Source organism: Streptomyces liliiviolaceus (assembly GCF_018070025.1).
GTDB classification, from domain to species: Bacteria; Actinomycetota; Actinomycetes; order Streptomycetales; family Streptomycetaceae; genus Streptomyces; species Streptomyces liliiviolaceus.
The window spans coordinates 1,943,505-1,962,808 of the sequence record NZ_JAGPYQ010000002.1; the positions used below are offsets into that span (position 1 = coordinate 1,943,505).

Genomic DNA, 19,304 nt, shown 5'->3' on the forward strand with positions numbered 1-19,304 from the left:
ACGCTTCCGGCCGGGGCCGCTGGCGCAGGACCGGGCCGCCGTGACAGGCTCTGCGTCGCTCGTGAACAGGCTGTTGGTGAGGGGAAAATCCGTGGACACCCAGACGTGGGACGCACTGGTCGCATCGATGAAGAACGCGTACACCGCGGATCTGGCTCAGGGGAGGGCGCCCCGCCCGGTCATCATGCCGCTGGTCCGCGGCGAACTGGTCGGGCTCGTCTGGCTCCGCCCGGCCGAGACCGGCGAGGACGCCATGACCGCGATCGTCGAACTCTCGAACGTCGCCGCGGCGGCAGGCGCGGACGAGGTCGTGCTCGCCTGGGACACCGAGAACGTGGCGGCCGAATGCGGCCTTCCGGTCGTCGGCCCGGCGCCCTGCCTGAACCTGGTGCACGCCACCAAGGACGGCCACGTCCTGCATCAACTCCCCTGCACGCACCAGCCGGTGAAGTCCACGCCCGAGGGGTCCACGTCCGAGGGGTCCACGTCCGAGGTTCCGGACGCGGTCGAGCCCCTGTGGCTCTCCGCCCCGGCGCCGCAGCCCGGTGGCGAGCTGGCCCCGCCGATCCAGGCGGCCCTCACCTACTCCTTCACTCCCCTCGATCTCGACCACCCCTCCCCTTTCGGAGTCACCGTGCTCCTCATGGAGGACGACGGCTACGCCGTGCACCTCACCGACACCTTCGCCCTGTGACCCAGGTGCCTCACCAGGCTGTCTCCACCAGGTTCCGGGCAAGAGCGGAGGCCGGTGGCCGTTGTGGTCTCCCCGCGGCGGGGTATACGGACCTGTGCACGGACCGCACCACCGCCCCCGGCCCAGGAGTAGAGCCATGGCAGGCATCATGAACAAGATCAAGCAGTTCGCCCGGAGCCCGCAGGGACGGCGCACCATCGAGCAGGCACGCCGCGCCTCCGCCGATCCGCGGCGCCGGGCCCAGGCGCAGCGACTGCTGGGCAAACTGCGCGGACGACGCTGACCGCGATCGAGCGGTCGGCCCCCGGCCAACGCGAAGACCCCACCCGAGGAGATCGGGTGGGGTCTTGTCGAGCGCCGGGCAGGCCTTGCACCTGCATTTCCCCGCAGGAAGCGGGGCGTCTTTCCTTGGACCACCGACGCGAGGCGAGCCCGTACCGGGCGGCTCGCTCAAGATCGAGTCTAGCAGCATTTCCGGCCCGCTCTGCACACGCGTGCGACGGGGAGGCGTGAAGGCCGTGAAGGCGTAGAAAACAATTCCCGTTTGCCGAACGCAGAGCCGGATACCCGGTGTTCATGGCTGGAGCGAACAACAAAACCACGAACGGACAGTCGCCCACCGCGCATGCGCGAGCGGCGAAGACCACCGTGACCGAAGGTGCCAAGGCGCCCGCGAAGGAGTCACAGAAGGCCGCCACCGAGGCGGTGAAGAACGCCGGGGACGCCGCCGGGGCCGTCGGCCGTGGCAGCAGGGAAGCCCTGGTGAACCTCGGCGGAGCCGCGTCGCAGAAGGCCAAGGAAACGGCCAGGACGGTGCAGGGCGGTGTTTCCACGGCCGCGCACCAGACGGTCGGGAAGGCCGGTCTTGTCTGGACCCTCGTGAAAGCCAGAAAGGTCGTCGCGGCCGGCGCCGCCGCGGGGACAGCGGCAGTGGTCCTCGGCTCCTACACCGTGGGCCGGCGTGCCGGTCTGCGGCAGCGAGGTCCGCTCTCCCGTCTCAGCGGCGGTCGTCTCTGAGCGACAGGACGCCGCAAGGGCACCTGCTCACAGGCCCGTAGAAGCTTCTGCTTCTACGGGCCTGTCGGCGTGCGGCCGTCCCGTCCTCCCCCGGTGCACCCACCCTCCCCCGGGCGAAGGGCTCGCTGCCGGAACCCGATCACCGCGCCGAGCGTCGTTACAGGCACGTCGTGTCCATGACGCGAGGTTGAAGCGGGGTTCATGGCGCTGGGTTCATGACGCGGGGCGAAGAACGGTTCCGGAGCGGATGCGGGATCCCGGGACGGATACGGGTGGGGCTTGGTGGAGCGCACGGAGGACGGCAGTGCGGCAACGAGGACGAGGACGAAGGCCGCGATAGCGGCGTCGGCGTCGGCGTCCGGACGGTGGCATCGCAAGCTCTCCTGGCGACACCTCCTCCGGCGGCATCGGGGCCCGGACGCGGACGGGCGGTCGTCCTGGGCGCGTGGGCGTGTGGTGGCGTCGCTCGCCGTACTGACCGCCGCCCTGCTGGCCTTCCCCTCGGTGGTGCCCAACAGGGTGGGCCGCTTCGGCAGCCTGCTGGAGACGTTCCTGCCCTGGCTCGGCCTGGCCGTACCGCTGTTGCTGGTTCTCGCCCTGCTGCGCCGCTCGGCGACCGCGCTGGTGGCCCTGGTGCTGCCCGTGGCCGTGTGGGGGCAGGCGTTCGGCGGACGGTTCCTGCCGGAGGGCCGCGGCGCGCACGACCTCACGGTGGTCCAGCACAACGTCAGTGACGTGAACACCGATCCCGCGGGCACCGCGGCGGCCCTGATCGAGGCCGCACCGGACCTCGTCGCCCTGGAGGAACTGACCCCTGCCGCACTGTCGGCCTACGAGAAGGCCCTGGCGGCGGACTACCCCCACCACGCGGTCGAGGGAACGGTCGGGCTGTGGTCGAGGCATCCCCTGGCGGACGTTCGCCGGGTGGACATCAGACCGGCGGCGATCGAGGAGGGCTGGAGCCGCGGGATACGGTCCACGGCTCGCACTCCCTGGGGCGACATCGCCGTGTACGTCGCCCACCTGCCCTCGATCCGCCTCGGCTGGAGCGGTCTCGGTTCCGGTCCGCGGGACGAGAGCGCCGGACTGCTGGGAGCGGCCCTGGCCGCCGAGGAGCTGGACCGGGTGATCCTGCTCGGTGACCTCAACAGCACGCTGGACGACCGGGGTCTGGATCCGGTGACCTCGCGGATGGACCGTACGGACCCGACACGGCAGGCCTTCGCCTTCAGCTGGCCCGCCTCCTTCCCCGTGTCCCGGATCGACCAGGTCCTGGCCCGCTCGGCCACCGTCTCGAACGTGCGGACCCTGCCCGCCACCGGCAGCGACCACCTCCCCGTCACCGCCGACATCAGGCTGGAACGCGGTTCCGACGACTCGCCGACGGCTCCCTGACACACCTCCCCCGCGCGCGTTCCTACGTCTGCTGCAACGGCTCGTAGGCCTCCGCGCCGACGCCGAACGTCCATGCCACGCCCTCGCGGGCCGTGCGGGTCGACGGCGGCACCCTCAGCCAGTAGGTGCGGCTCGTACCGTCCGGTTCCGGGGTGGAGTTGACGACCTCGACCATCACCACGTCCTCGTCACCGACGAGTTGGACCCGCCACAGCACACCCGTCTCGTCGCGGTGGACGGGGACCGCGCCGGACTCGTCCAGATAGCGGTCGTAGCCGTAGTACTCCAGCATCACGCGGCGCAGTTCGGCGTTCTCCTCGCCGCGGATCCGCTCCGGTGTCAGTCTGGTCAGCTCGTCGAGGAAGTCGCGCGGGACGGGCATTCCGCGCCACGCGTACAGCTCGAACCCGTCCGCGTAACCGAGTGCCGGGCCGTCGCCGCGGTCCAGGCGGCCGGCCTCGTCGCGGTGCAGGGTCAGGGGGCGTTCGCTGATGACCGCCACCTTCTCGTAGGGCCACCACCAGCCCGCGTGGCGCGCCACCGCAGCCAGGCCCTCCAGGGGGCTCCCGTCCCCGGAGCCGAACGCGCACAGCCAGGCCGCGTCGTGCTGTCCCAGTGCCGCGTCCAGCAGAAGGAGGCGGACCTGTGTCTCCTGACCCCGGTCACCGGCGAGTTCGTCGACAATGCCCGCCCGCACCCGGTCGACCAGGGTGCGGGTCGACTCCCACAGTCCCGCTCCCGTGGCACGCCAGTGGCCGCTCCACCCCTGCGGACCCAGCTCCGCGTGCAGCCGCGCCCGCTCGGCGGCCCAGGGGTCACCCAGCACCGCGTCGCGGACACTCGCCCCGAGGGCGGCCGTCTCCGGGGCGTCCGGACGCGCCGTCGTCATGAGTGTCCGTACCGCCTCGCGCGGGGAGCGTGTCCATACGATCCGCTCCGGTTCGGCCAGTCCTGCCCGCCGGTAGGCGAGCCGTACGCCCTCCTCGGCCGCCGCCCGGTCCCCCGGCCCCGTCGCCGCCGCCGTCGTCCGCCAACTGCCCTGCTCCGTCAACGCCGTTCCTCTCCCCGAGTACCGTGCCGGGCCGCATCCCCGTGCCGCCCGGTCCTGCGCCGTGCTGTCCTGCGTCCTGCTGTCCTGCTTCGTTCCGTCCTGCGTCGCTCTGACCGCGCGAACGATGTGTGTCTACCGATGTGTCTCTCGTCAGTCGGCGACGATGCGCACCGAGCCCGGCACGTACTCCCGTTGCCTGATCACCCGGTACCAGCCCTTCGGGAGGGAGATCGCCGCGTGTTCCTCGTGGACGACGCGGGCGCCGTCGGGCACGTGCAGCAGCATCGGTCCGAACAGGCCGGCCTCGCGGACGAGCCGTCCGGGACCGACCACCGCATGGGCGTGGCCGGTGACTTCGCCGAGCGCCAGGACGAGCCTGCCGCGGCCGTCGCGCGGTTCGGACGCCGCGTCGGCCGCGTGCTCCGGCACCGCGCTCTCGGCCAGCGCCACGATCAGGACGTCTCCTTGCCGGTACATGGGTCTCCTCCCGCTGCGGCACACCGTGTGCCATGGGAAGGACCGTAGAGGCGACCACTGACAATCGCCCTCGCCCGCAGGTCACACGCCCTGTGCGGGGCGAGGGCCGCCGCAGGAGCACCCCTGATCCACGCGATGTCAGTGGGACTTGGTAGAACTCCGGTACCTGGATGCGGTCGGCGCGCGCCGGGATCAGGACCCATGACTGCCGAGTCCACCGACCTCAGCACGAAGGAGCAGGCGCGCATGACCATCGGTGACCACCTCAAGGAGTTCCACGGGCTGCCGGCCTTCAGCTTCCCGGGCGTCGACGACCCGAAGCCGGACCCGTCGTCGCTTCCGTCTCCCGAGTCCGTGGCCTGGCACATCGCGGTGAACTCCTACGACTCCGACGAGCAGTGGGAGGAGGCCTTCGGCCGCTTCGTGGCGGCCGTCGACACCGAGCGGGTGCGGGCGATCGTCGTGGGCGCGTGGAGCGACGTGTACGACTCCGCCCCCGACGAGGTGATCGAGGCGCTGGTGGCGGCCCGCGACCGGCTGCCCGCCCTGCGCGCGCTGTTCGTCGGCGACATCGTGATGGAGGAGGCCGAGATCTCCTGGATCACCCAGGGCGACATGGGTCCGCTCCTCGCGGCCTTCCCCGATCTGGAGGAGTTCGGGATCCGCGGCGGCAACGGCCTGGTCTTCCCCGCCACCCGTCATGAGCGGCTGCGGAAGCTGACCGTCGAGACCGGCGGACTGCCCGTCGGGGTGGTGCGCGGCATCGCCGCGAGCGACCTGCCCGCCCTCGTCGAACTCGACCTGTGGCTCGGCACCTCCGAGTACGGCGGGGACTGCGACATCGCCGACCTCGAACCGTTCTTCGCGGGCACCAGGCTGCCCGCCCTCACCCGGCTCGCCCTGCACAACAGCGAGATCCAGGACGCCATCTGCTCCGCCCTCGCGTCCGCGCCGGTGGTGGCGCGCCTGGAGGAACTCGACGTCTCCATGGGCGTGCTCACCGACGACGGCGCGACGGCGCTGCTGACCGGCCAGCCGCTGACACACCTCAAGAAGCTCGACCTCCACCACAACTACCTCAGCGCCGCCCTGAGCACCCGGCTGCTGGAGACCCTCGAACCCGCGGGTGTGCTCGTCGACACCGACAAGGAGGACGCCGAGGACGACGAGGACGACGACGGCGAGGTCTGGCGTTTCGTAGCGGTGGGCGAGTAGCGCGCCGCGAGGTCCGGACCAGGGAGGGGGAACGGCATGCGCCGTACGGGATCGGCGGACGCACCGCCGAAGTGGGTGGTCGTCGCCAACGGGGACAACCGCAGGGTGGGGCTGTTCACCGCGGCCGCCGAGGCCGCCGGTCACGGCACACCCCGGGTCGTGGAGTGGCTCGACGTCCTGCGCGACGGCGGGCACGCCTTCGCCGACGACGAGGTCGTGCGCCTCGACTCCCCCGGTGAGAACGCGGGCGTGGACGCCTTGCTGCGGGGTGTGGACGATCCGACGCGGGTGGAGGGTTCCGCGCGGTGGTACGCGCGGTTCCTGGACTGCGTGGCCTCGCTGCGCGGCGGCGTACGGCTCGACGACCCGGCGGAGCTGGCCGTGATGTTCGACAAACGGCTGTGTCACGACCGGCTCGCCCGCGCGGACGTGCCGGTGCCGCCGTCCCCCACGTCCGGTTCCGGCGACCTCCCGCCGGTCGGGGGGTGGTCGGACGTACGGGACATGATGGCGGCGGCGGGCATGCGGCGCGCCTTCGTCAAGCTCGCCCACGGCTCGTCCGCCTCCGGTGTCCTGGCCGTCGAGACGGCCGCTTCGGGCCGGATCCGTGCGACGACCTCGGTGGAGCGCGCCGAGGACGGCCGGCTGTACAACTCCCTGCGGGTGCGCCGCTACACGTCGGAGTCGGAGATCGCCGCGATCGTCGACACCCTGGCCCCCGACGGACTGCATGTCGAGCGCTGGCTGCCGAAGGCCTCCCTCGGCGGCCGGTCGGCCGATCTGCGCATCGTGGTCGTGGCCGGCCGGGCCACCCATGCCGTGGTCCGCACCAGCCGTTCGCCGCTGACCAATCTCCATCTCGGCGGGACGCGTGGCGATCTGGCGGCCGTGCGCGCGCTGGCGGGTGACCGGTGGGCCACGGCGATCGAGGTGAGTGAGCGGGCCGCCGCCTGTTTCCCCGGCACGCTCTGTGTCGGGGTCGACCTGCTGCCCGCCCTCGGCTGGCGCCGTTTCGCCGTCGGCGAGGTCAACGCGTTCGGCGACCTGCTGCCCCGCCTCACCGGCCTGCCGGGCAGCGGGGCGGAGGGCCGGGACACGTACGCGGCGCAGATCGCCGCGGCGGGCTCCTTCCGGCGCGGCCCGCAACCCGCTCCCGCCGCACCGACCGGGGAGGCCGGCCCGCCCGCTTCACCGCACGACCTGCCAAGGACAGCCCATGCCACAGCCTGACCCCGTACCGCCCACGGGCGACCGCCCCGACGCCTCGGCCGGTACGTCCACCGCCGCACCGGACATGAACGAGGTCGTGGGCCGGGACGATCTGCTCCTGCTCACCCTGGACACCCTCCGCCACGACGTGGCGGTCGAGCTCGCGGCGGCCGGCCGGCTGCCCCACCTGACCGCCCATCTCCCGGGCGGCGTGTGGGAGGAGCGGCACGCGCCGGGGAACTTCACCTACGCCTCCCATCAGGCGATGTTCGCCGGTTTCCTCCCCACGCCCGCCGGGCCCGGACCGCATCCGCGTCTGTTCGCGGCCCGGTTCGCGGGCAGCGAGACCACCGCGGACGGCACGTTCGTCTTCGAGACCCCGGACATCGTGTCCGCCCTGGCCGCGCGCGGCTATCGCACGGTGTGCATCGGCGGGGTCGGCTTCTTCAACAAGCAGGGCGCCCTGGGCGACGTACTGCCCGGCTACTTCCAGGAGAGCCACTGGGAGCCCGAGTTCTCCGTGGCCTCGCCGACCTCCTTCGAGGCGCAGGTGGCGCGGGCCGAGAAGACGGTCTCCGAACTGCCGCCGGAGCAGAAGCTGTTCCTCTTCCTGAACGCCTCCGCGCTGCACCAGCCGAACTGGTTCCACCTCCCCGGCGCGACCCGGGAGGCGGGTGACAGCCGCCTCACCCACGCCGCGGCGCTGGAGTACATCGACCGTCATGTGGGGCGGCTGTTCAGCGCGATGAGTTCGCGCCGCCGCTGCTTCGCGATCGTCTGCTCCGACCACGGCACCGCCTACGGGGACGACGGCTACACCGGCCACCGCCTCGGCCACGAATCCGTGTGGACCGTGCCCTACGGCCACTTCTTCCTGGAGCCGCCCGCATGACCGTCGCCACCTCCGCGGGCAGCACCGCGAGCAGCCCTTCGAACCCCGCCGCGGGCCTGTCCGCGGGCGCCTCCGTCGCCGTACCACGCCCCTACCAGAGCTATACGTACGCGTATCCGCACAAGACCGCCTACCGGCCGCTCGCCCCGCGGCCCCGGCTCGCGGACCTGTGGGCCGGGGAGTCCCGGCAGGCGCTCTCGCTGTATCTGCACATCCCGTTCTGCGAGATCCGCTGCGGTTTCTGCAACCTCTTCACCCGCATCGGCGCGCCGGACGGGCTGACAGGCCGCTATCTGGATGCTGTACGGCGCCAGGCCGCCGCCGTGCGCGAGGCTCTGGGCGACGAGGAGCCGCCGCGGTTCGCCAACGCGGCGTTCGGCGGCGGGACTCCGACCTATCTGGAGGCCGCCGAGCTGGAGCGGCTGTGCGACATCGCCGAGCGGGAGATGGGCGTGGACCTGCGGGCCGTCCCCCTGTCCGTGGAGGCGTCCCCGTCCACCGCGACGGCCGACCGGCTGGCCGTCCTGGCGGAGCGGGGCACCACGCGCCTGAGCCTCGGGGTGCAGAGCTTCGTCGAGGAGGAGTCGCGCGCCGCCGTACGCCCGCAGCGCAGGAGCGATGTCGAGGCGGCGCTGACCCGCATCCGCGAGGCCGCGATCCCGGTCCTGAACATCGACCTGATCTACGGCATCGACGGCCAGACGGCGGCCAGTTGGCGGTACTCCCTCGACGCGGCCCTGTCCTGGCGGCCCGAGGAGATCTACCTCTACCCGCTCTACATACGTCCGCTCACCGGTCTCGGCCGCCACACCGACCGGCGCACGGCCGACCGGCAGTGGGACGAGGAACGGCTGCGCCGCTACCGGGAGGGCCGCGACCATCTGCTCTCCCAGGGGTACGAGCAGGTGTCGATGCGGATGTTCCGGCGGGCGGACGCGCCGCCGCAGGGGCCGGACGACTACGCGTGCCAGACCGACGGCATGATCGGCCTGGGCTGCGGCGCGCGCTCGTACACCTCGCGGCTGCACTACTCCTTCGACTACGCGGTGTCGATGCGCGAGATCCGCGGCATCATCGACGACTACACCGCCACCGAGGACTTCTCCCGCGCCCTGCACGGCAGGTGGGTCGACGAGGACGAGGCACGGCGGCGGCATCTGCTGCAGTCGCTGCTCCAGGCGGAGGGCCTGCCCGTCGAGGACTACCGTCTGCGGTTCGGTACGGACCCGTACGACGACTTCCCGGCGGAGCTGGACGCCCTCGTCGGCCGCGGCTGGCTCGACGACACCCGGCCCGGGCTGCTGCGCCTCTCCCCCGAGGGACTCGCCCACTCGGACGCCATCGGCCCCGAGCTGTTCTCACCGGCCGTGCGCGAGGCCATGGCCGCCTACGAGACGAAGTGAGCGCCGATGGACCTCACCCTGCTGTACCGCGGCCCCCTTTCCTCCTGCGACTACGACTGTCCGTACTGCCCGTTCGCGAAGCGGCGCGACTCCACGGCCCAGCTGCGCGCCGACCGCGCGGCACTTGAGCGCTTCGGCGCGTGGGCGCACGAGCAGCGGCAGGACCGTCTCTCGGTGCTGTTCACCCCGTGGGGCGAGGGTCTGGTGCGCTCCTGGTACCGCCGCGCCCTCGTGGAGCTGTCGAACCAGCCGCACATACAGCGGGTCGCCATCCAGACCAATCTGAGCTGCCGGACCGACTGGCTGAGGGACGCGGATCCCGACACCGTCGCCCTGTGGTGCACCTACCACCCCGGACAGACACCGTACGAACGTTTCCTGGCCAAGACGCACGCGCTGGCCGGTCTCGGGGTCCGGTTCAGTGTCGGGATCGTCGGCGTGCCCGACCACCTTGAGCACGCGCGACGGCTGCGCGCGGAGCTGCCGCCCCACGTCTACCTGTGGGTCAACGCCGCCGAGGGACACACCTATACGGACGCCCAGGCTGCCGAGTGGACCGAGTTGGACCCGCTCTTCCCGTTCAGCCGCCACCCGCACCGCTCCGCGGGCATGCCGTGCCGCACGGGCGAGTCGGTCCTGTCGGTCGACGGCGAGGGCACGGTCCGCCGCTGCCATTTCGTGCGCACCGAACTGGGCAACCTCTACGACGGCTCCTACCGTGCCGCGCTCGGCCCCCGGGCCTGCCCCAAGGACCTGTGCGACTGCCACATCGGATACGTCCACCTGGAGACGCTGCCGCTGTACGACGTGTTCGCCGGCGGCATCCTGGAACGCGTGCCGTCGGCCCTCCCCGACCGCCCCCTCCTGCCGCTCATATCCACAACCGGGCCCGTCTGACGCCCAGTTGACGGTCACACCGTCAAGCATCGCCCTTCGGCCGCGGGCGGCGCGGCTGGCAGGATGTCGCCGTTGACCCCTTTGCGCCGCACATGACAGCGTCGATCCGCCCCGGCCATCAGGCTCCGGGCGGCAGACTCCGGGCACATCCACAGAGGGGACCGATCAGCATGAGCGGCAGACAGGTCACGTACGCGGCGGCAGTCACGGCGGCCGTACTCTTCCTCGGCGTCTCGGGCACCGCGGCCTCGGCCGTCACCGGACCGGCCGCGGCTCCGGCACCCTCGACCGCGGCGGCGGAGGCGGCGTTCGGACAGAGCAGCTTCACCCCGGAGGAGGAGGCCCATCTGCGCGAGGTGGCCGCGGCCATCTGGAACGCGGACCTGGCCGCCGGCTGGAACATGAACCCCGAGGTCGCCGACGTGCTCTCCACGGCGACCGGGGAGATCCTCCGGTGTTCCGAGGCCTTCGCCCTCGTGCCCCGTCCGGCCGGCTTCGTCCCGGGCGTCGGCTATCTGCTCAGCTACTGGAAGAACCTCAAGGACTACTTCCTCGCGGTGAAGGACAACCGCACCTACCGCGCCTGCGTGGTGACCGCGTCGGCGAACTACCGGTCGGCGATCGAGATGGCCTCCATGGGCATCTGACCCACGGAGACCGGCTCCGGGACGGCGGTAGTGCCGTCGGCCGGGCAGGCCGTGCACGAGACTGGGAGGCGGGACCGCGACCGGTGGGCGCACACTTCGCTCACCGGCACCGTCCCGCCCCGCCGGACACGGCCCGCCCGAAAGGAACCACCGCATGATCATCTTTGGCACCAAGGGGTACCTCTACCAGCTCGCGATACTGACCCTGGTGTGCGGCCGGTGCGGGAATCCGGCCGCGCACACGCTCAGCAAGCGCGTCACGAAGTTCACCCTGTTCTTCGTCCCGCTGTTCCCCGTCTCGACGAAGTACGCGACCCAGTGCACGTTCTGCGGCGCACAGCAGAAGATCACCAAGGAGCAGGCGGAGCAGTTGCAGGTCCAGGGCGCGGGCAGTCAGCCCCACGGCCGGCAGCCGCAGCAGCAGCCCTACCAGGGCTGATCCGGCATCCTGCTCCCGACGTTCGGCCCACCGCCCCGGGCCCCGGCCCGGGGCGGGCCCGAACTCGCCCGCTGCGGACCACTGTTGCGCCCGGCTTCGCGACGACGTTCCCCCGACTCTGCGGCAACGAACGTTACGTGTGAGAAACCTTGACGATCACTCCCGTGGGTGCCACGATTCCGGCGCCGCCATGTTTACGTAAACATCACCACCGACCCAGCCCTGGCCGAGATGTCGGCCGGGGCAGCTTCGGGCCTTCGATGTTTACGTAAACATCTTAGAAAGGGCACGATGATGCGCAGAACATCCGCCGGTTCCCGCTCCACCCACCGACTGCGCGCCACCGTGGTGGCCCTGGCGATCGCCGCGAGCAGCGGTACGGGCATCGCCGCCGCCCCTGCCGCCACCGCCGCGCCGCGCGTCGACACGACGCAGTTCAAGGGCGTGAACTGGGCCGATCCCCGCGACAACTTCGCCGACGATCCCGTCGTGCTCTCCGGCCTGTCGACCTCCGACAGCTATGCCCGCACCTACGCCAAGGCGACCCGGGTCATCTCGGCGTTCCGCGCGAACCTCGGTGCCAACACGGTCCGGCTGCCGATCAACCCGTACACCGTCGACGGCTCGTACTGGAAGTCCTATCGCGGGGTCATCGACGCGGCGTCGGACAAGGGCTTCAAGGTGATCCTGTCCTACTGGGAGGGCACGGGCCCGCGCAAGGACGGCTTCATCGACGACCCCGCCACCTTCTGGCCCATGTGGAACACCGTGGTCAAGGCGTACAAGGACGACAGGCGCGTCTACTTCGAGCCGATGAACGAGCCGCACGGTTACACGGACACCGAGTGGGCCGACATAGCGGCGAAGTGGCTGGACACGTACCGGAACGTGCCCCGCGACCGGGTGTTCGTCAGCGGCGCCGGCTACAACGACCACGTCACGTCCGTCTGCGCCGACCCGCGGCTGAAGGGCACGTACCTGTCGCTGCACCACTACGGGTTCTGGAAGGAGTACGCGACCTACGACGAGTGGGTCGCCGACCTCAAGGTGCGCATCGGTGACTGCGCCGGCCGGACCGTGGCGGACGAGTTCGGCTCCCCGATGACCACCGGGCTCGACTACGACAGGCCGACGCCCGACGACAACTTCGTCAACTACCTGCAGGCCGTCACCGACACGTTCCGCGAGCTCAAGATGGGTTCCGTGTACTGGCCGGGTCTGCGCACCGACGACACGTACTCGCTGCAGACCCTGGTCGGTGACCCCGCCCGGCCGTGGCTGGTCACCACCAACCGGTCCGGCGCCGACCGGCTGGCCTGGGCCTGGGGACGCGGCAAGCCCGTCCGGCCCTGACCACGCCCTGATCGCGCCACGGCCTCTCCCCGGCCGCTCCCTCCGCGAGGCCGTGGCCGTGACCCCTGGGACCCGGTCAAACCTCCCTTGCGCTTGTGGCCTCGCGAGGGGTACGGAGAGGGAATACTGGGCTGGAAACGACGACACTCCAGGGGTGGTCAGCGTGGACAGAGCGTGGGAGGCGGACCTCGCCGACGGCCCGCCGGACGTGTCGTCCGCACGGTCCACGGGCACCCTCCAGGTGCGCCCGCTGGCGGACCGTACGGGCTGGCAGGCCGCGGGCGAGGTCAGTCTGGCGACCCGCACCGCCTGGGAACGGGCGCTGGACCGGCTGGCTCTGGAGGATGTGGAGGTGTGCCACTTGGAGCTCTCGGCGGTCACCTTCGTCGACGTCGCCGGTGTCTCCGCCCTCGCGGCGGCGGCGCAAGGGCTTCCCGAAGGACGTCGCCTCATGATCGAACAGCCGCCTGCCGCCGTGGGACGGGTACTGGACATGTTCTGGCCCGACCTGCCGGGCGTCGAGGTGGTGGCGCGATGACGGCCCCGCTCTCCGAGCCGTTCGTGCATCCCGCCCTCTTCTACCGGGGCGAGGAGGAGTACGTGGACGCCACCGTGCCGTTCATCCGTGAGGGTCTGGCGGCCGGCGAACCGGTGGCGGTGGCCGTGCCCGGCCCGAAGCTGGACGTTCTGCGTTCGGCTCTGGGCGACGGCTCGACGGACGTGCGCTTCATCGACCTGACGCAGGCGGGACGCAATCCCGGACGGATCATTCCCAGGGTGCTGAGTGTGTTCGCCGACGCCCACCCGAAGGCGCGGGTCCGGATCATCGGGGAGCCGGTCTGGCCCGGGCGCACCGGCGTGGAGTACCCGGCCTGTGTGCAGCACGAGGCGCTGATCAACTCCGCGTTCGAGGGGCGGGACGCGATGATCCTGTGTCCGTACGACGAGGCTGGGTTCAGCGAGCAGGTGCTGACCGACGCGTATGCGACGCATCCCGTCGTGATCTCGGGCGGCCGGTGGCGGACCAGCCCGTCGTACGCGCCGGAGGCGGTGGTCGAGCGGTACAACGAACCCCTGCCGGTGGTGGAGGGGGCGGAGGGGTACGTCTTCGGGGCGGACGAGCTGCCTGCCGCCCGGTACTTCGTGGCCGAGCGGGCCGCGCGGTTCGGTCTGTCCGGTGTCCGGCTGGACGATCTGGCGCTGGTCGTGGCCGAGCTGACCACCAACAGCGTGGTGCACGGGGGTGGTTCGGGCACGGTGTACGTGTGGGGCGAGGGTGGGCAGGTGGTGTGCGAGGTGCGCGACGAGGGGGAGCTCAAGGATCAGCTCGCGGGGCGGCGCCCTTCGCCTCCGGCGCAGGTGGGTGGGCGGGGGTTGTTGTTGGTGAACTACCTCATGGATCTGGTGCGTGTGCGTACCGGGGCTGAGGGCACGGTTGTTCGCTGCTACGTCGACGTCTGAGGGTGCGCCCACCGGGGTGGGTGGGTTGGTTGTAGGTGCGTTTGCGGGTGCGGGTTCGTTGGGGCTGGGTGCGCAGTTCCCCGCGCCCCTGGGAGGTTGGGGTCCCGCCTGATGGACAGGGCGCCCGAGTGAGGGCGTGCGATTGTGGGTGCCGGTTCGTTGTGGCTGGTCGCGCAGTTCTCCGCGTCCCTCGGGGGCGTCGGTGCATGGGGTGGGCCGGGTGGGATACCCGGGGGCCATGTCGAGGTCACCTGAATCCGAGCAGCAGGCTCCTGGTCCGGCGGAGCAGGTCGAGGAGCGGGCGCCGGACACGCTCCGCGAGTTGCCGAAGCGGTCCTGGCTTGCCGTTCTGAAAGGCACGGTCAAGGAGTTCCAGGACGACGAGCTCGCCGACAGGGCGGCGGCACTGACGTACTACGGGGTGCTCTCGCTGTTCCCGGCGCTGCTGCTCCTGGTCTCGCTGCTGGGCATCGCGGGGAAGTCCGCGACCCAGGAGGTCCTGGACAACCTCAGGAAGCTGGCTCCCGGTTCCGCCCGGGACATCATCAGCGACGCGGTGACGCAACTGCAGGGCCGGGGCGGTGTCGGCTCGGTCATGGCCGTGGTCGGTGTCGTGCTCGCCGTGTGGTCGGCCTCCGGTTACGTGGCGGCCTTCATCCGCTCCGCCAACGCCGTCTACGACATGCCGGAGGGGCGCCCCGTCTGGAAGGTGCTGCCCATCCGCGTGGGGGTGACGGTCGTGCTGCTGGTGCTGACGGTGATCAGCGCGCTGATCGTGGTGTTCACCGGTGGGCTGGCCCGTGAGGCGGGCGGTGCGCTCGGGATCGGCGACACGGCGCTGACCGTGTGGTCGATCGCGAAGTGGCCGGTGCTGGTCGTGCTCGTCACGGTCATGATCGCCCTGCTCTACTGGGCGACACCGAACGTGAAGGGCCGCGGCTTCAAGTGGATCACTCCCGGTAGCGTGCTGGCCCTGCTGATCTGGATGGTCGCCTCGGCCGGGTTCGCGTTCTACGTGGCGAACTTCGGCTCGTACAACAAGACCTACGGCACGCTCGCCGGTGTCATCGTCTTCCTCGTCTGGCTGTGGATCAGCAATATCGCGATCCTGCTCGGGCTGGAGTTCGACTCCGAGATGGCACGGCAACGCGCCATCGCGGGAGGTCTGCCGGACACCGAGGAGCCCTATGTGCCGCCCCGGGACACCCGCGCCTGGAGCGACGAGGAGCAGCGCCGGATGGAATGACGAGCAGGGAGAAGGGGATGGGGGCGCCTGCCGGTCATCCCGCCGTGCGTGCGATCTCGGCGACGGCCTCCACCGCCCGGTCCAGTTCGGCATGGGTGTTGTAGTAGTGCGGTGAGAGGCGTACGAGGGGGTGGACGTCCCGCACCTCCGTGTCGAACTGGGTGTGTTCGGGGACGGTCGTGCTCACGTTGATGCCCTGCCGTGCGAGCGCCGCAGCGACGTCGGCGGTGGGCACGGCGTCGACCTTCGCGGTCACGATGGCGCACCGGACCCGGCCGAGGTCGTACGTGCTGACGCCGGGCAGGGCGTCGAGGGCGTCGCGCAGATACGCGCCGAGGGCGACGGCCCGCTCCCCGATCGGGTCCATGCCCAGGTCCAGGGCCTGACGGACGGCCACTCCGAGGCCCAGGACATTGGCGTAGCTCGCTTCCCAGCTCTCGAAGCGCCGTGCGCCGGCGTGCCAGGTGAAGCCCCGCTCGCCGTCCCAGGTGGCCGCCTCGATGTCGCTGACGAACGGATCGAGGTAGTCCAGGGCCTCACGGCGGACCCACAGGAAGCCGGTGCCGCGGGGGCCCCGCAGGAACTTGCGGCCGGTGGCGGTGAGCATGTCGCAGCCGATCCGGGTGACGTCGACGGGGAACTGGCCCACGGACTGTGTGGCGTCGAGCAGGAACGGCACGCCGGCGGCCCGTGCGATCCGGCCGATCTCGTGCGCCGGATTGACCAGGCCGCCGCTGGTGGGGATGTGGGTGACGCCGATGAGCCGGGTGCGCTCGTCGATCAGCGCGGTCAGCGCCGCGGTGTCGAGCTGCCCGTACGCGTCGTCGGGGACCACCACGATCTCCGCGCCGGACCGCCGGGCGGTCTGCAGATACGCCAGTACGCTGCTGCCGTACTCCGAACGACCGGTCAGGATGCGGTCGCCCGGCTTGAAGGTCATCGAGTAGAAGGCGGCGTTCCACGCGTGCGTGGAGTTGTCGAAGAGCGCGATCTCGTCGGGCCGCCCGCCCACGAGTCGGGCGAGGTCCGTGCGGGTGGCGTCGATGCGGTCCCGTTCCTGGCGGGCGGCCTCGTATCCGCCGATGTCCGCCTCCAGCTCCAGGTGGGAGGTCATCGCCGTCAGAGTCCGCCGGGAGAGCAGCCCGGCCCCGGCGTTGTTGAGGTGCACCCGGTGCGCGGTACCCGGGGCCTCGGCGCGGAGCGCCTCGATGTCCAGGCCGTGATGTTCCACGCTGCCGCTTTCCACACTGCTTCCCTCCACACTGCTGCCCTCCACGGTGCCGTCTCCAACGCTGGTGGGTTCCATGACGGTGTGTTTCCATCCGCCCGGCGTTCGTATGCCTTCCCCGCGCTCCCGGGGCCCGCACGTGGGCCGTCGATCCTCCACCGCCCCGACACCACCCCCTTGCCCGCGACCGACCCCGCGTCGGCGGCCGGTGCCGTTCCCGGGCGGTTTCACCTCCTGACGTTGCCGCCCCGCCCGGGCCGAAGCCCTCCCCCGGGCACCCCGCCCGCGAACAGCGCCGGAAAGAAGTCGTGTCCGACGGGTTGCCGAGCAGTTGATTCATTACTTAAATCAACACCTGAACTAAGCGTCATCGCACCGGCATCGGGTTCCCCACCGCAATGGTCCGGGTTCCCCCCGACCGTTCCCCGCCCTCCACACCCGCACGGAGTCAACGTATGAGACGTCAACGTTTGCGACTCAGATCCCTGGGGTTCGCGCTCGCCACCACGGCCGCGCTCATCACCCTCCCCGCCCAGCTACCGGCCGCCGCGGCCCAAGCGCCCCTCTCCCCCGACAGCACCGCCGCCTCCTCGGCCGCCGGCAACACCAAGGCCGCCGCGGCCTGTTCGACCGCCAACGCCGCCCAGGGCAAGCCGGCCACCGCGTCGTCCACGGAGAACGCGGGCACCCCCGCCGCGTCCGCCTTCGACGGCAACAACGGCACCCGCTGGTCCAGCCAGGCGTCCGACCCGCAGTGGGTGCGGGTCGACCTCGGCTCGGTCCAGGACATCTGCAAGGTCGACCTCAACTGGGAGGCCGCCTACGGCAAGGACTTCACCATCCAGGCCTCGGCCAACGGCCAGGACTGGACGACGCTGAAGTCCGTCACAGGCGGCACCGGCGGCACCGCCTCCTACGACGTCAGCGGCTCGGGCCGGTACGTCCGGATCAACGGGACGGCCCGCGGCACCGGTTACGGCTACTCGCTGTGGGAGGTCGCGGTGCACACCGGCACCGGCGGCGGCACCCCGCCCGTCGAGGGTGGCGGCGACCTCGGTCCCAACGTCATCGTCGTGGACCCGAGCACACCGAATCTGCAGGCCAAGTTCGACCAGGTCTTCACCCAGCAGGAGTCCAACCAGTTCGGCTCCGGCCGCTACCAGTTCCTGATGAAGCCGGGCACGTACAACGGCATCAACGCGCAACTGGGCTTCTACACCTCGATCTCCGGGCTCGGTCTCAACCCCGACGACGTGAAGATCAACGGTGACATCACCGTGGACGCGGGCTGGTTCAACGGCAACGCCACCCAGAACTTCTGGCGTTCGGCGGAGAATCTGTCGATCAGGCCCGTCAACGGCACGGACCGCTGGGCGGTGGCCCAGGCCGCGCCGTTCCGCCGGATCCATGTCGAGGGCGGCCTCAACCTCGCGCCGGCGGGCTACGGCTGGGCCTCCGGCGGCTACATCGCCGACTCGAAGATCGACGGCACGGTCGGTCCGTACTCGCAGCAGCAGTGGTACACCCGCGAGAGCTCGGTCGGCGGCTGGACCAACGGCGTCTGGAACATGACGTTCTCCGGTGTGCAGGGCGCCCCTGCGACCAACTTCGACACCGGTCCGTACACGACGCTGGACACCACGCCGATCTCGCGCGAGAAGCCGTTCCTGTACCTGGACGGCAACGACTACAAGGTGTTCGTGCCCGCCAAGCGCACCAACGCCCGTGGTGTGTCGTGGCCGGCGAACGCGGGCGGCACCTCGCTCCCGCTCAGCCAGTTCTACGTCGTGAAGCCCGGCGCGACCGCCGCCACCATCAACGCGGCGCTGGCGCAGGGCCTCAACCTGCTGTTCACGCCCGGTGTCTACCACCTCGACCAGACCATCAACGTGAACCGCGCCAACACCGTCGTCCTCGGGCTCGGTCTCGCCACGATCGTCCCCGACAACGGCGTGGACGCGATGCACGTCGCCGATGTCGACGGGGTCAGGCTGGCGGGCTTCCTCATCGACGCCGGTGCCACCAAGTCCGACACCCTGCTCCAGGTCGGCGCGCCCGGCTCCTCGGCCGACCACGCCGCCAACCCGACCACCGTGCAGGACGTGTTCGTCCGGATCGGCGGGGCAGGACCCGGTCTGGCCACCCACTCCATGGTCATCAACAGCGACGACGCCATCGTCGACCACACGTGGATCTGGCGGGCGGACCACGGCGCGGGCGTCGGCTGGGAGACCAACCGCGCCGACTACGGGCTTGAGGTCAACGGCGACGACGTCCTCGCCACGGGCCTGTTCGTCGAGCACTTCAACAAGTACGACGTGGTCTGGAGCGGCGAACGCGGCCGGACGATCTTCTTCCAGAACGAGAAGGCCTACGACGTGCCGAACTCCGCCGCCATCACCCATGACGGCATCGTCGGCTACGCCGCCTACAAGGTGGCCGACAGCGTCAACACCCATGAGGCGTGGGGCCTGGGCAGCTACTGCAACTTCACGTCCGACTCGACCATCGTCCAGCACCACGGGTTCCAGGTGCCGGTCAAGTCGGGCGTCAAGCTGCACAGCATCCAGGTGATCTCGCTGGGAGGGAAGGGCCAGTACGCGCACGTCGTGAACAACACGGGTGCGCCGACCTCGGGCTCGGACACCATCCCGTCGAAGATCACCAGCTTCCCGTGACG

The 19,304-nt window shown here is 70.9% G+C and carries 19 protein-coding genes; 16 read left to right on the plus strand and 3 right to left on the minus strand.

The window, feature by feature from the left end; translation table 11 throughout:
- Positions 1 to 91: 91 nt before the first annotated feature.
- The 4 genes from J8N05_RS43865 (at position 92) to J8N05_RS43880 (ending at position 3,106) form a co-directional block, all read left to right on the plus strand.
- Positions 92 to 694 (plus strand): hypothetical protein, encoded by a 603-nt coding sequence (locus tag J8N05_RS43865; RefSeq protein ID WP_210893250.1) that lies wholly within the window; start codon positions 92 to 94, stop codon positions 692 to 694.
- Between the two features lie 136 nt (positions 695 to 830).
- Entirely contained in the window at positions 831 to 977 is a 147-nt protein-coding gene (locus J8N05_RS43870; protein ID WP_189767551.1) for a hypothetical protein, read from the plus strand.
- Positions 978 to 1,270: 293 nt separating this feature from the next.
- Positions 1,271 to 1,711, plus strand: a complete 441-nt coding sequence (locus tag J8N05_RS43875) for a hypothetical protein (protein ID WP_210893253.1) — start codon at positions 1,271 to 1,273, stop codon at positions 1,709 to 1,711.
- Between the two features lie 453 nt (positions 1,712 to 2,164).
- Positions 2,165 to 3,106 (plus strand): endonuclease/exonuclease/phosphatase family protein, encoded by a 942-nt coding sequence (locus tag J8N05_RS43880; RefSeq protein WP_210894314.1) that lies wholly within the window; start codon positions 2,165 to 2,167, stop codon positions 3,104 to 3,106.
- 22 nt (positions 3,107 to 3,128) lie between these two features.
- Here the strand turns inward: J8N05_RS43880 and J8N05_RS43885 are convergent, their stop codons facing one another.
- A complete protein-coding gene (locus J8N05_RS43885) occupies positions 3,129 to 4,157 on the minus strand; it encodes a DUF6745 domain-containing protein (protein WP_210893255.1) in 1,029 nt (342 codons plus the stop codon).
- Positions 4,158 to 4,307: 150 nt separating this feature from the next.
- Positions 4,308 to 4,634, minus strand: coding sequence for a hypothetical protein (locus tag J8N05_RS43890; protein WP_190854525.1), 327 nt, complete (start codon positions 4,632 to 4,634; stop codon positions 4,308 to 4,310).
- A gap of 246 nt (positions 4,635 to 4,880) precedes the next feature.
- Here J8N05_RS43890 and J8N05_RS43895 point away from each other — a divergent pair, with 246 nt between their 5' ends.
- The 11 genes from J8N05_RS43895 to J8N05_RS43945 all read left to right on the plus strand — a co-directional run bounded on the left by J8N05_RS43895 (position 4,881) and on the right by J8N05_RS43945 (position 15,396).
- On the plus strand, positions 4,881 to 5,849 hold the full coding sequence (locus J8N05_RS43895; protein WP_210894316.1) for an STM4015 family protein: 969 nt from the start codon (positions 4,881 to 4,883) through the stop codon (positions 5,847 to 5,849).
- Between the two features lie 36 nt (positions 5,850 to 5,885).
- On the plus strand, positions 5,886 to 7,079 hold the full coding sequence (locus J8N05_RS43900) for an STM4014 family protein (protein WP_210893257.1): 1,194 nt from the start codon (positions 5,886 to 5,888) through the stop codon (positions 7,077 to 7,079).
- Between the two features lie 64 nt (positions 7,080 to 7,143).
- The gene (locus tag J8N05_RS43905; RefSeq protein WP_210894318.1) at positions 7,144 to 7,950 is read left to right on the plus strand and encodes an STM4013/SEN3800 family hydrolase; all 807 of its coding nucleotides are present in this window, start codon (positions 7,144 to 7,146) and stop codon (positions 7,948 to 7,950) included.
- A complete protein-coding gene (locus tag J8N05_RS43910; protein WP_247706939.1) occupies positions 7,947 to 9,353 on the plus strand; it encodes an STM4012 family radical SAM protein in 1,407 nt (468 codons plus the stop codon). Before J8N05_RS43905 ends, J8N05_RS43910 begins: the two co-directional genes overlap by 4 nt.
- Before the next feature lie 6 nt (positions 9,354 to 9,359).
- The gene (locus tag J8N05_RS43915) at positions 9,360 to 10,250 is read left to right on the plus strand and encodes an STM4011 family radical SAM protein (RefSeq protein WP_210893259.1); all 891 of its coding nucleotides are present in this window, start codon (positions 9,360 to 9,362) and stop codon (positions 10,248 to 10,250) included.
- 170 nt (positions 10,251 to 10,420) lie between these two features.
- Entirely contained in the window at positions 10,421 to 10,897 is a 477-nt protein-coding gene (locus J8N05_RS43920; protein ID WP_210893260.1) for a hypothetical protein, read from the plus strand.
- A gap of 154 nt (positions 10,898 to 11,051) precedes the next feature.
- Positions 11,052 to 11,336, plus strand: a complete 285-nt coding sequence (locus J8N05_RS43925) for a zinc-ribbon domain-containing protein (protein WP_210893262.1) — start codon at positions 11,052 to 11,054, stop codon at positions 11,334 to 11,336.
- A gap of 294 nt (positions 11,337 to 11,630) precedes the next feature.
- Positions 11,631 to 12,689 (plus strand): glycoside hydrolase family 5 protein, encoded by a 1,059-nt coding sequence (locus tag J8N05_RS43930; protein WP_210894321.1) that lies wholly within the window; start codon positions 11,631 to 11,633, stop codon positions 12,687 to 12,689.
- Positions 12,690 to 12,852: 163 nt separating this feature from the next.
- Entirely contained in the window at positions 12,853 to 13,227 is a 375-nt protein-coding gene (locus J8N05_RS43935; protein WP_383935674.1) for an STAS domain-containing protein, read from the plus strand.
- Entirely contained in the window at positions 13,224 to 14,150 is a 927-nt protein-coding gene (locus J8N05_RS43940) for a sensor histidine kinase (protein ID WP_210893264.1), read from the plus strand. Before J8N05_RS43935 ends, J8N05_RS43940 begins: the two co-directional genes overlap by 4 nt.
- A 238-nt stretch (positions 14,151 to 14,388) precedes the next feature.
- A complete protein-coding gene (locus J8N05_RS43945) occupies positions 14,389 to 15,396 on the plus strand; it encodes a YihY/virulence factor BrkB family protein (protein ID WP_210893266.1) in 1,008 nt (335 codons plus the stop codon).
- 34 nt (positions 15,397 to 15,430) lie between these two features.
- On the opposite strand, the gene J8N05_RS43950 is transcribed toward J8N05_RS43945, so the two are convergent.
- The gene (locus J8N05_RS43950; protein ID WP_210893268.1) at positions 15,431 to 16,702 is read right to left on the minus strand and encodes an aminotransferase class V-fold PLP-dependent enzyme; all 1,272 of its coding nucleotides are present in this window, start codon (positions 16,700 to 16,702) and stop codon (positions 15,431 to 15,433) included.
- A 377-nt stretch (positions 16,703 to 17,079) separates the two neighbouring features.
- Here J8N05_RS43950 and J8N05_RS43955 point away from each other — a divergent pair, with 377 nt between their 5' ends.
- Positions 17,080 to 19,302, plus strand: a complete 2,223-nt coding sequence (locus tag J8N05_RS43955) for a discoidin domain-containing protein (protein ID WP_407700010.1) — start codon at positions 17,080 to 17,082, stop codon at positions 19,300 to 19,302.
- Positions 19,303 to 19,304: the final 2 nt, after the last annotated feature.

What these genes read in the sequence shown, in the direction of transcription:
- J8N05_RS43915 (WP_210893259.1), top strand. Translation starts at nt 9,360, where the DNA reads ATGGACCTCACCCTGCTGTACCGCGGCCCCCTTTCCTCCTGCGACTAC.
- J8N05_RS43925 (WP_210893262.1), top strand. Translation starts at nt 11,052, where the DNA reads ATGATCATCTTTGGCACCAAGGGGTACCTCTACCAGCTCGCGATACTG.
- J8N05_RS43910 (WP_247706939.1), top strand. Translation starts at nt 7,947, where the DNA reads ATGACCGTCGCCACCTCCGCGGGCAGCACCGCGAGCAGCCCTTCGAAC.
- J8N05_RS43945 (WP_210893266.1), top strand. Translation starts at nt 14,389, where the DNA reads ATGTCGAGGTCACCTGAATCCGAGCAGCAGGCTCCTGGTCCGGCGGAG.
- J8N05_RS43900 (WP_210893257.1), top strand. Translation starts at nt 5,886, where the DNA reads ATGCGCCGTACGGGATCGGCGGACGCACCGCCGAAGTGGGTGGTCGTC.
- J8N05_RS43895 (WP_210894316.1), top strand. Translation starts at nt 4,881, where the DNA reads ATGACCATCGGTGACCACCTCAAGGAGTTCCACGGGCTGCCGGCCTTC.
- J8N05_RS43905 (WP_210894318.1), top strand. Translation starts at nt 7,144, where the DNA reads ATGAACGAGGTCGTGGGCCGGGACGATCTGCTCCTGCTCACCCTGGAC.
- J8N05_RS43930 (WP_210894321.1), top strand. Translation starts at nt 11,631, where the DNA reads ATGCGCAGAACATCCGCCGGTTCCCGCTCCACCCACCGACTGCGCGCC.
- J8N05_RS43870 (WP_189767551.1), top strand. Translation starts at nt 831, where the DNA reads ATGGCAGGCATCATGAACAAGATCAAGCAGTTCGCCCGGAGCCCGCAG.
- J8N05_RS43940 (WP_210893264.1), top strand. Translation starts at nt 13,224, where the DNA reads ATGACGGCCCCGCTCTCCGAGCCGTTCGTGCATCCCGCCCTCTTCTAC.
- J8N05_RS43955 (WP_407700010.1), top strand. Translation starts at nt 17,080, where the DNA reads ATGAGACGTCAACGTTTGCGACTCAGATCCCTGGGGTTCGCGCTCGCC.
- J8N05_RS43920 (WP_210893260.1), top strand. Translation starts at nt 10,421, where the DNA reads ATGAGCGGCAGACAGGTCACGTACGCGGCGGCAGTCACGGCGGCCGTA.
- J8N05_RS43875 (WP_210893253.1), top strand. Translation starts at nt 1,271, where the DNA reads ATGGCTGGAGCGAACAACAAAACCACGAACGGACAGTCGCCCACCGCG.
- J8N05_RS43890 (WP_190854525.1), bottom strand. Translation starts at nt 4,634, where the DNA reads ATGTACCGGCAAGGAGACGTCCTGATCGTGGCGCTGGCCGAGAGCGCG.
- J8N05_RS43950 (WP_210893268.1), bottom strand. Translation starts at nt 16,702, where the DNA reads ATGGAACCCACCAGCGTTGGAGACGGCACCGTGGAGGGCAGCAGTGTG.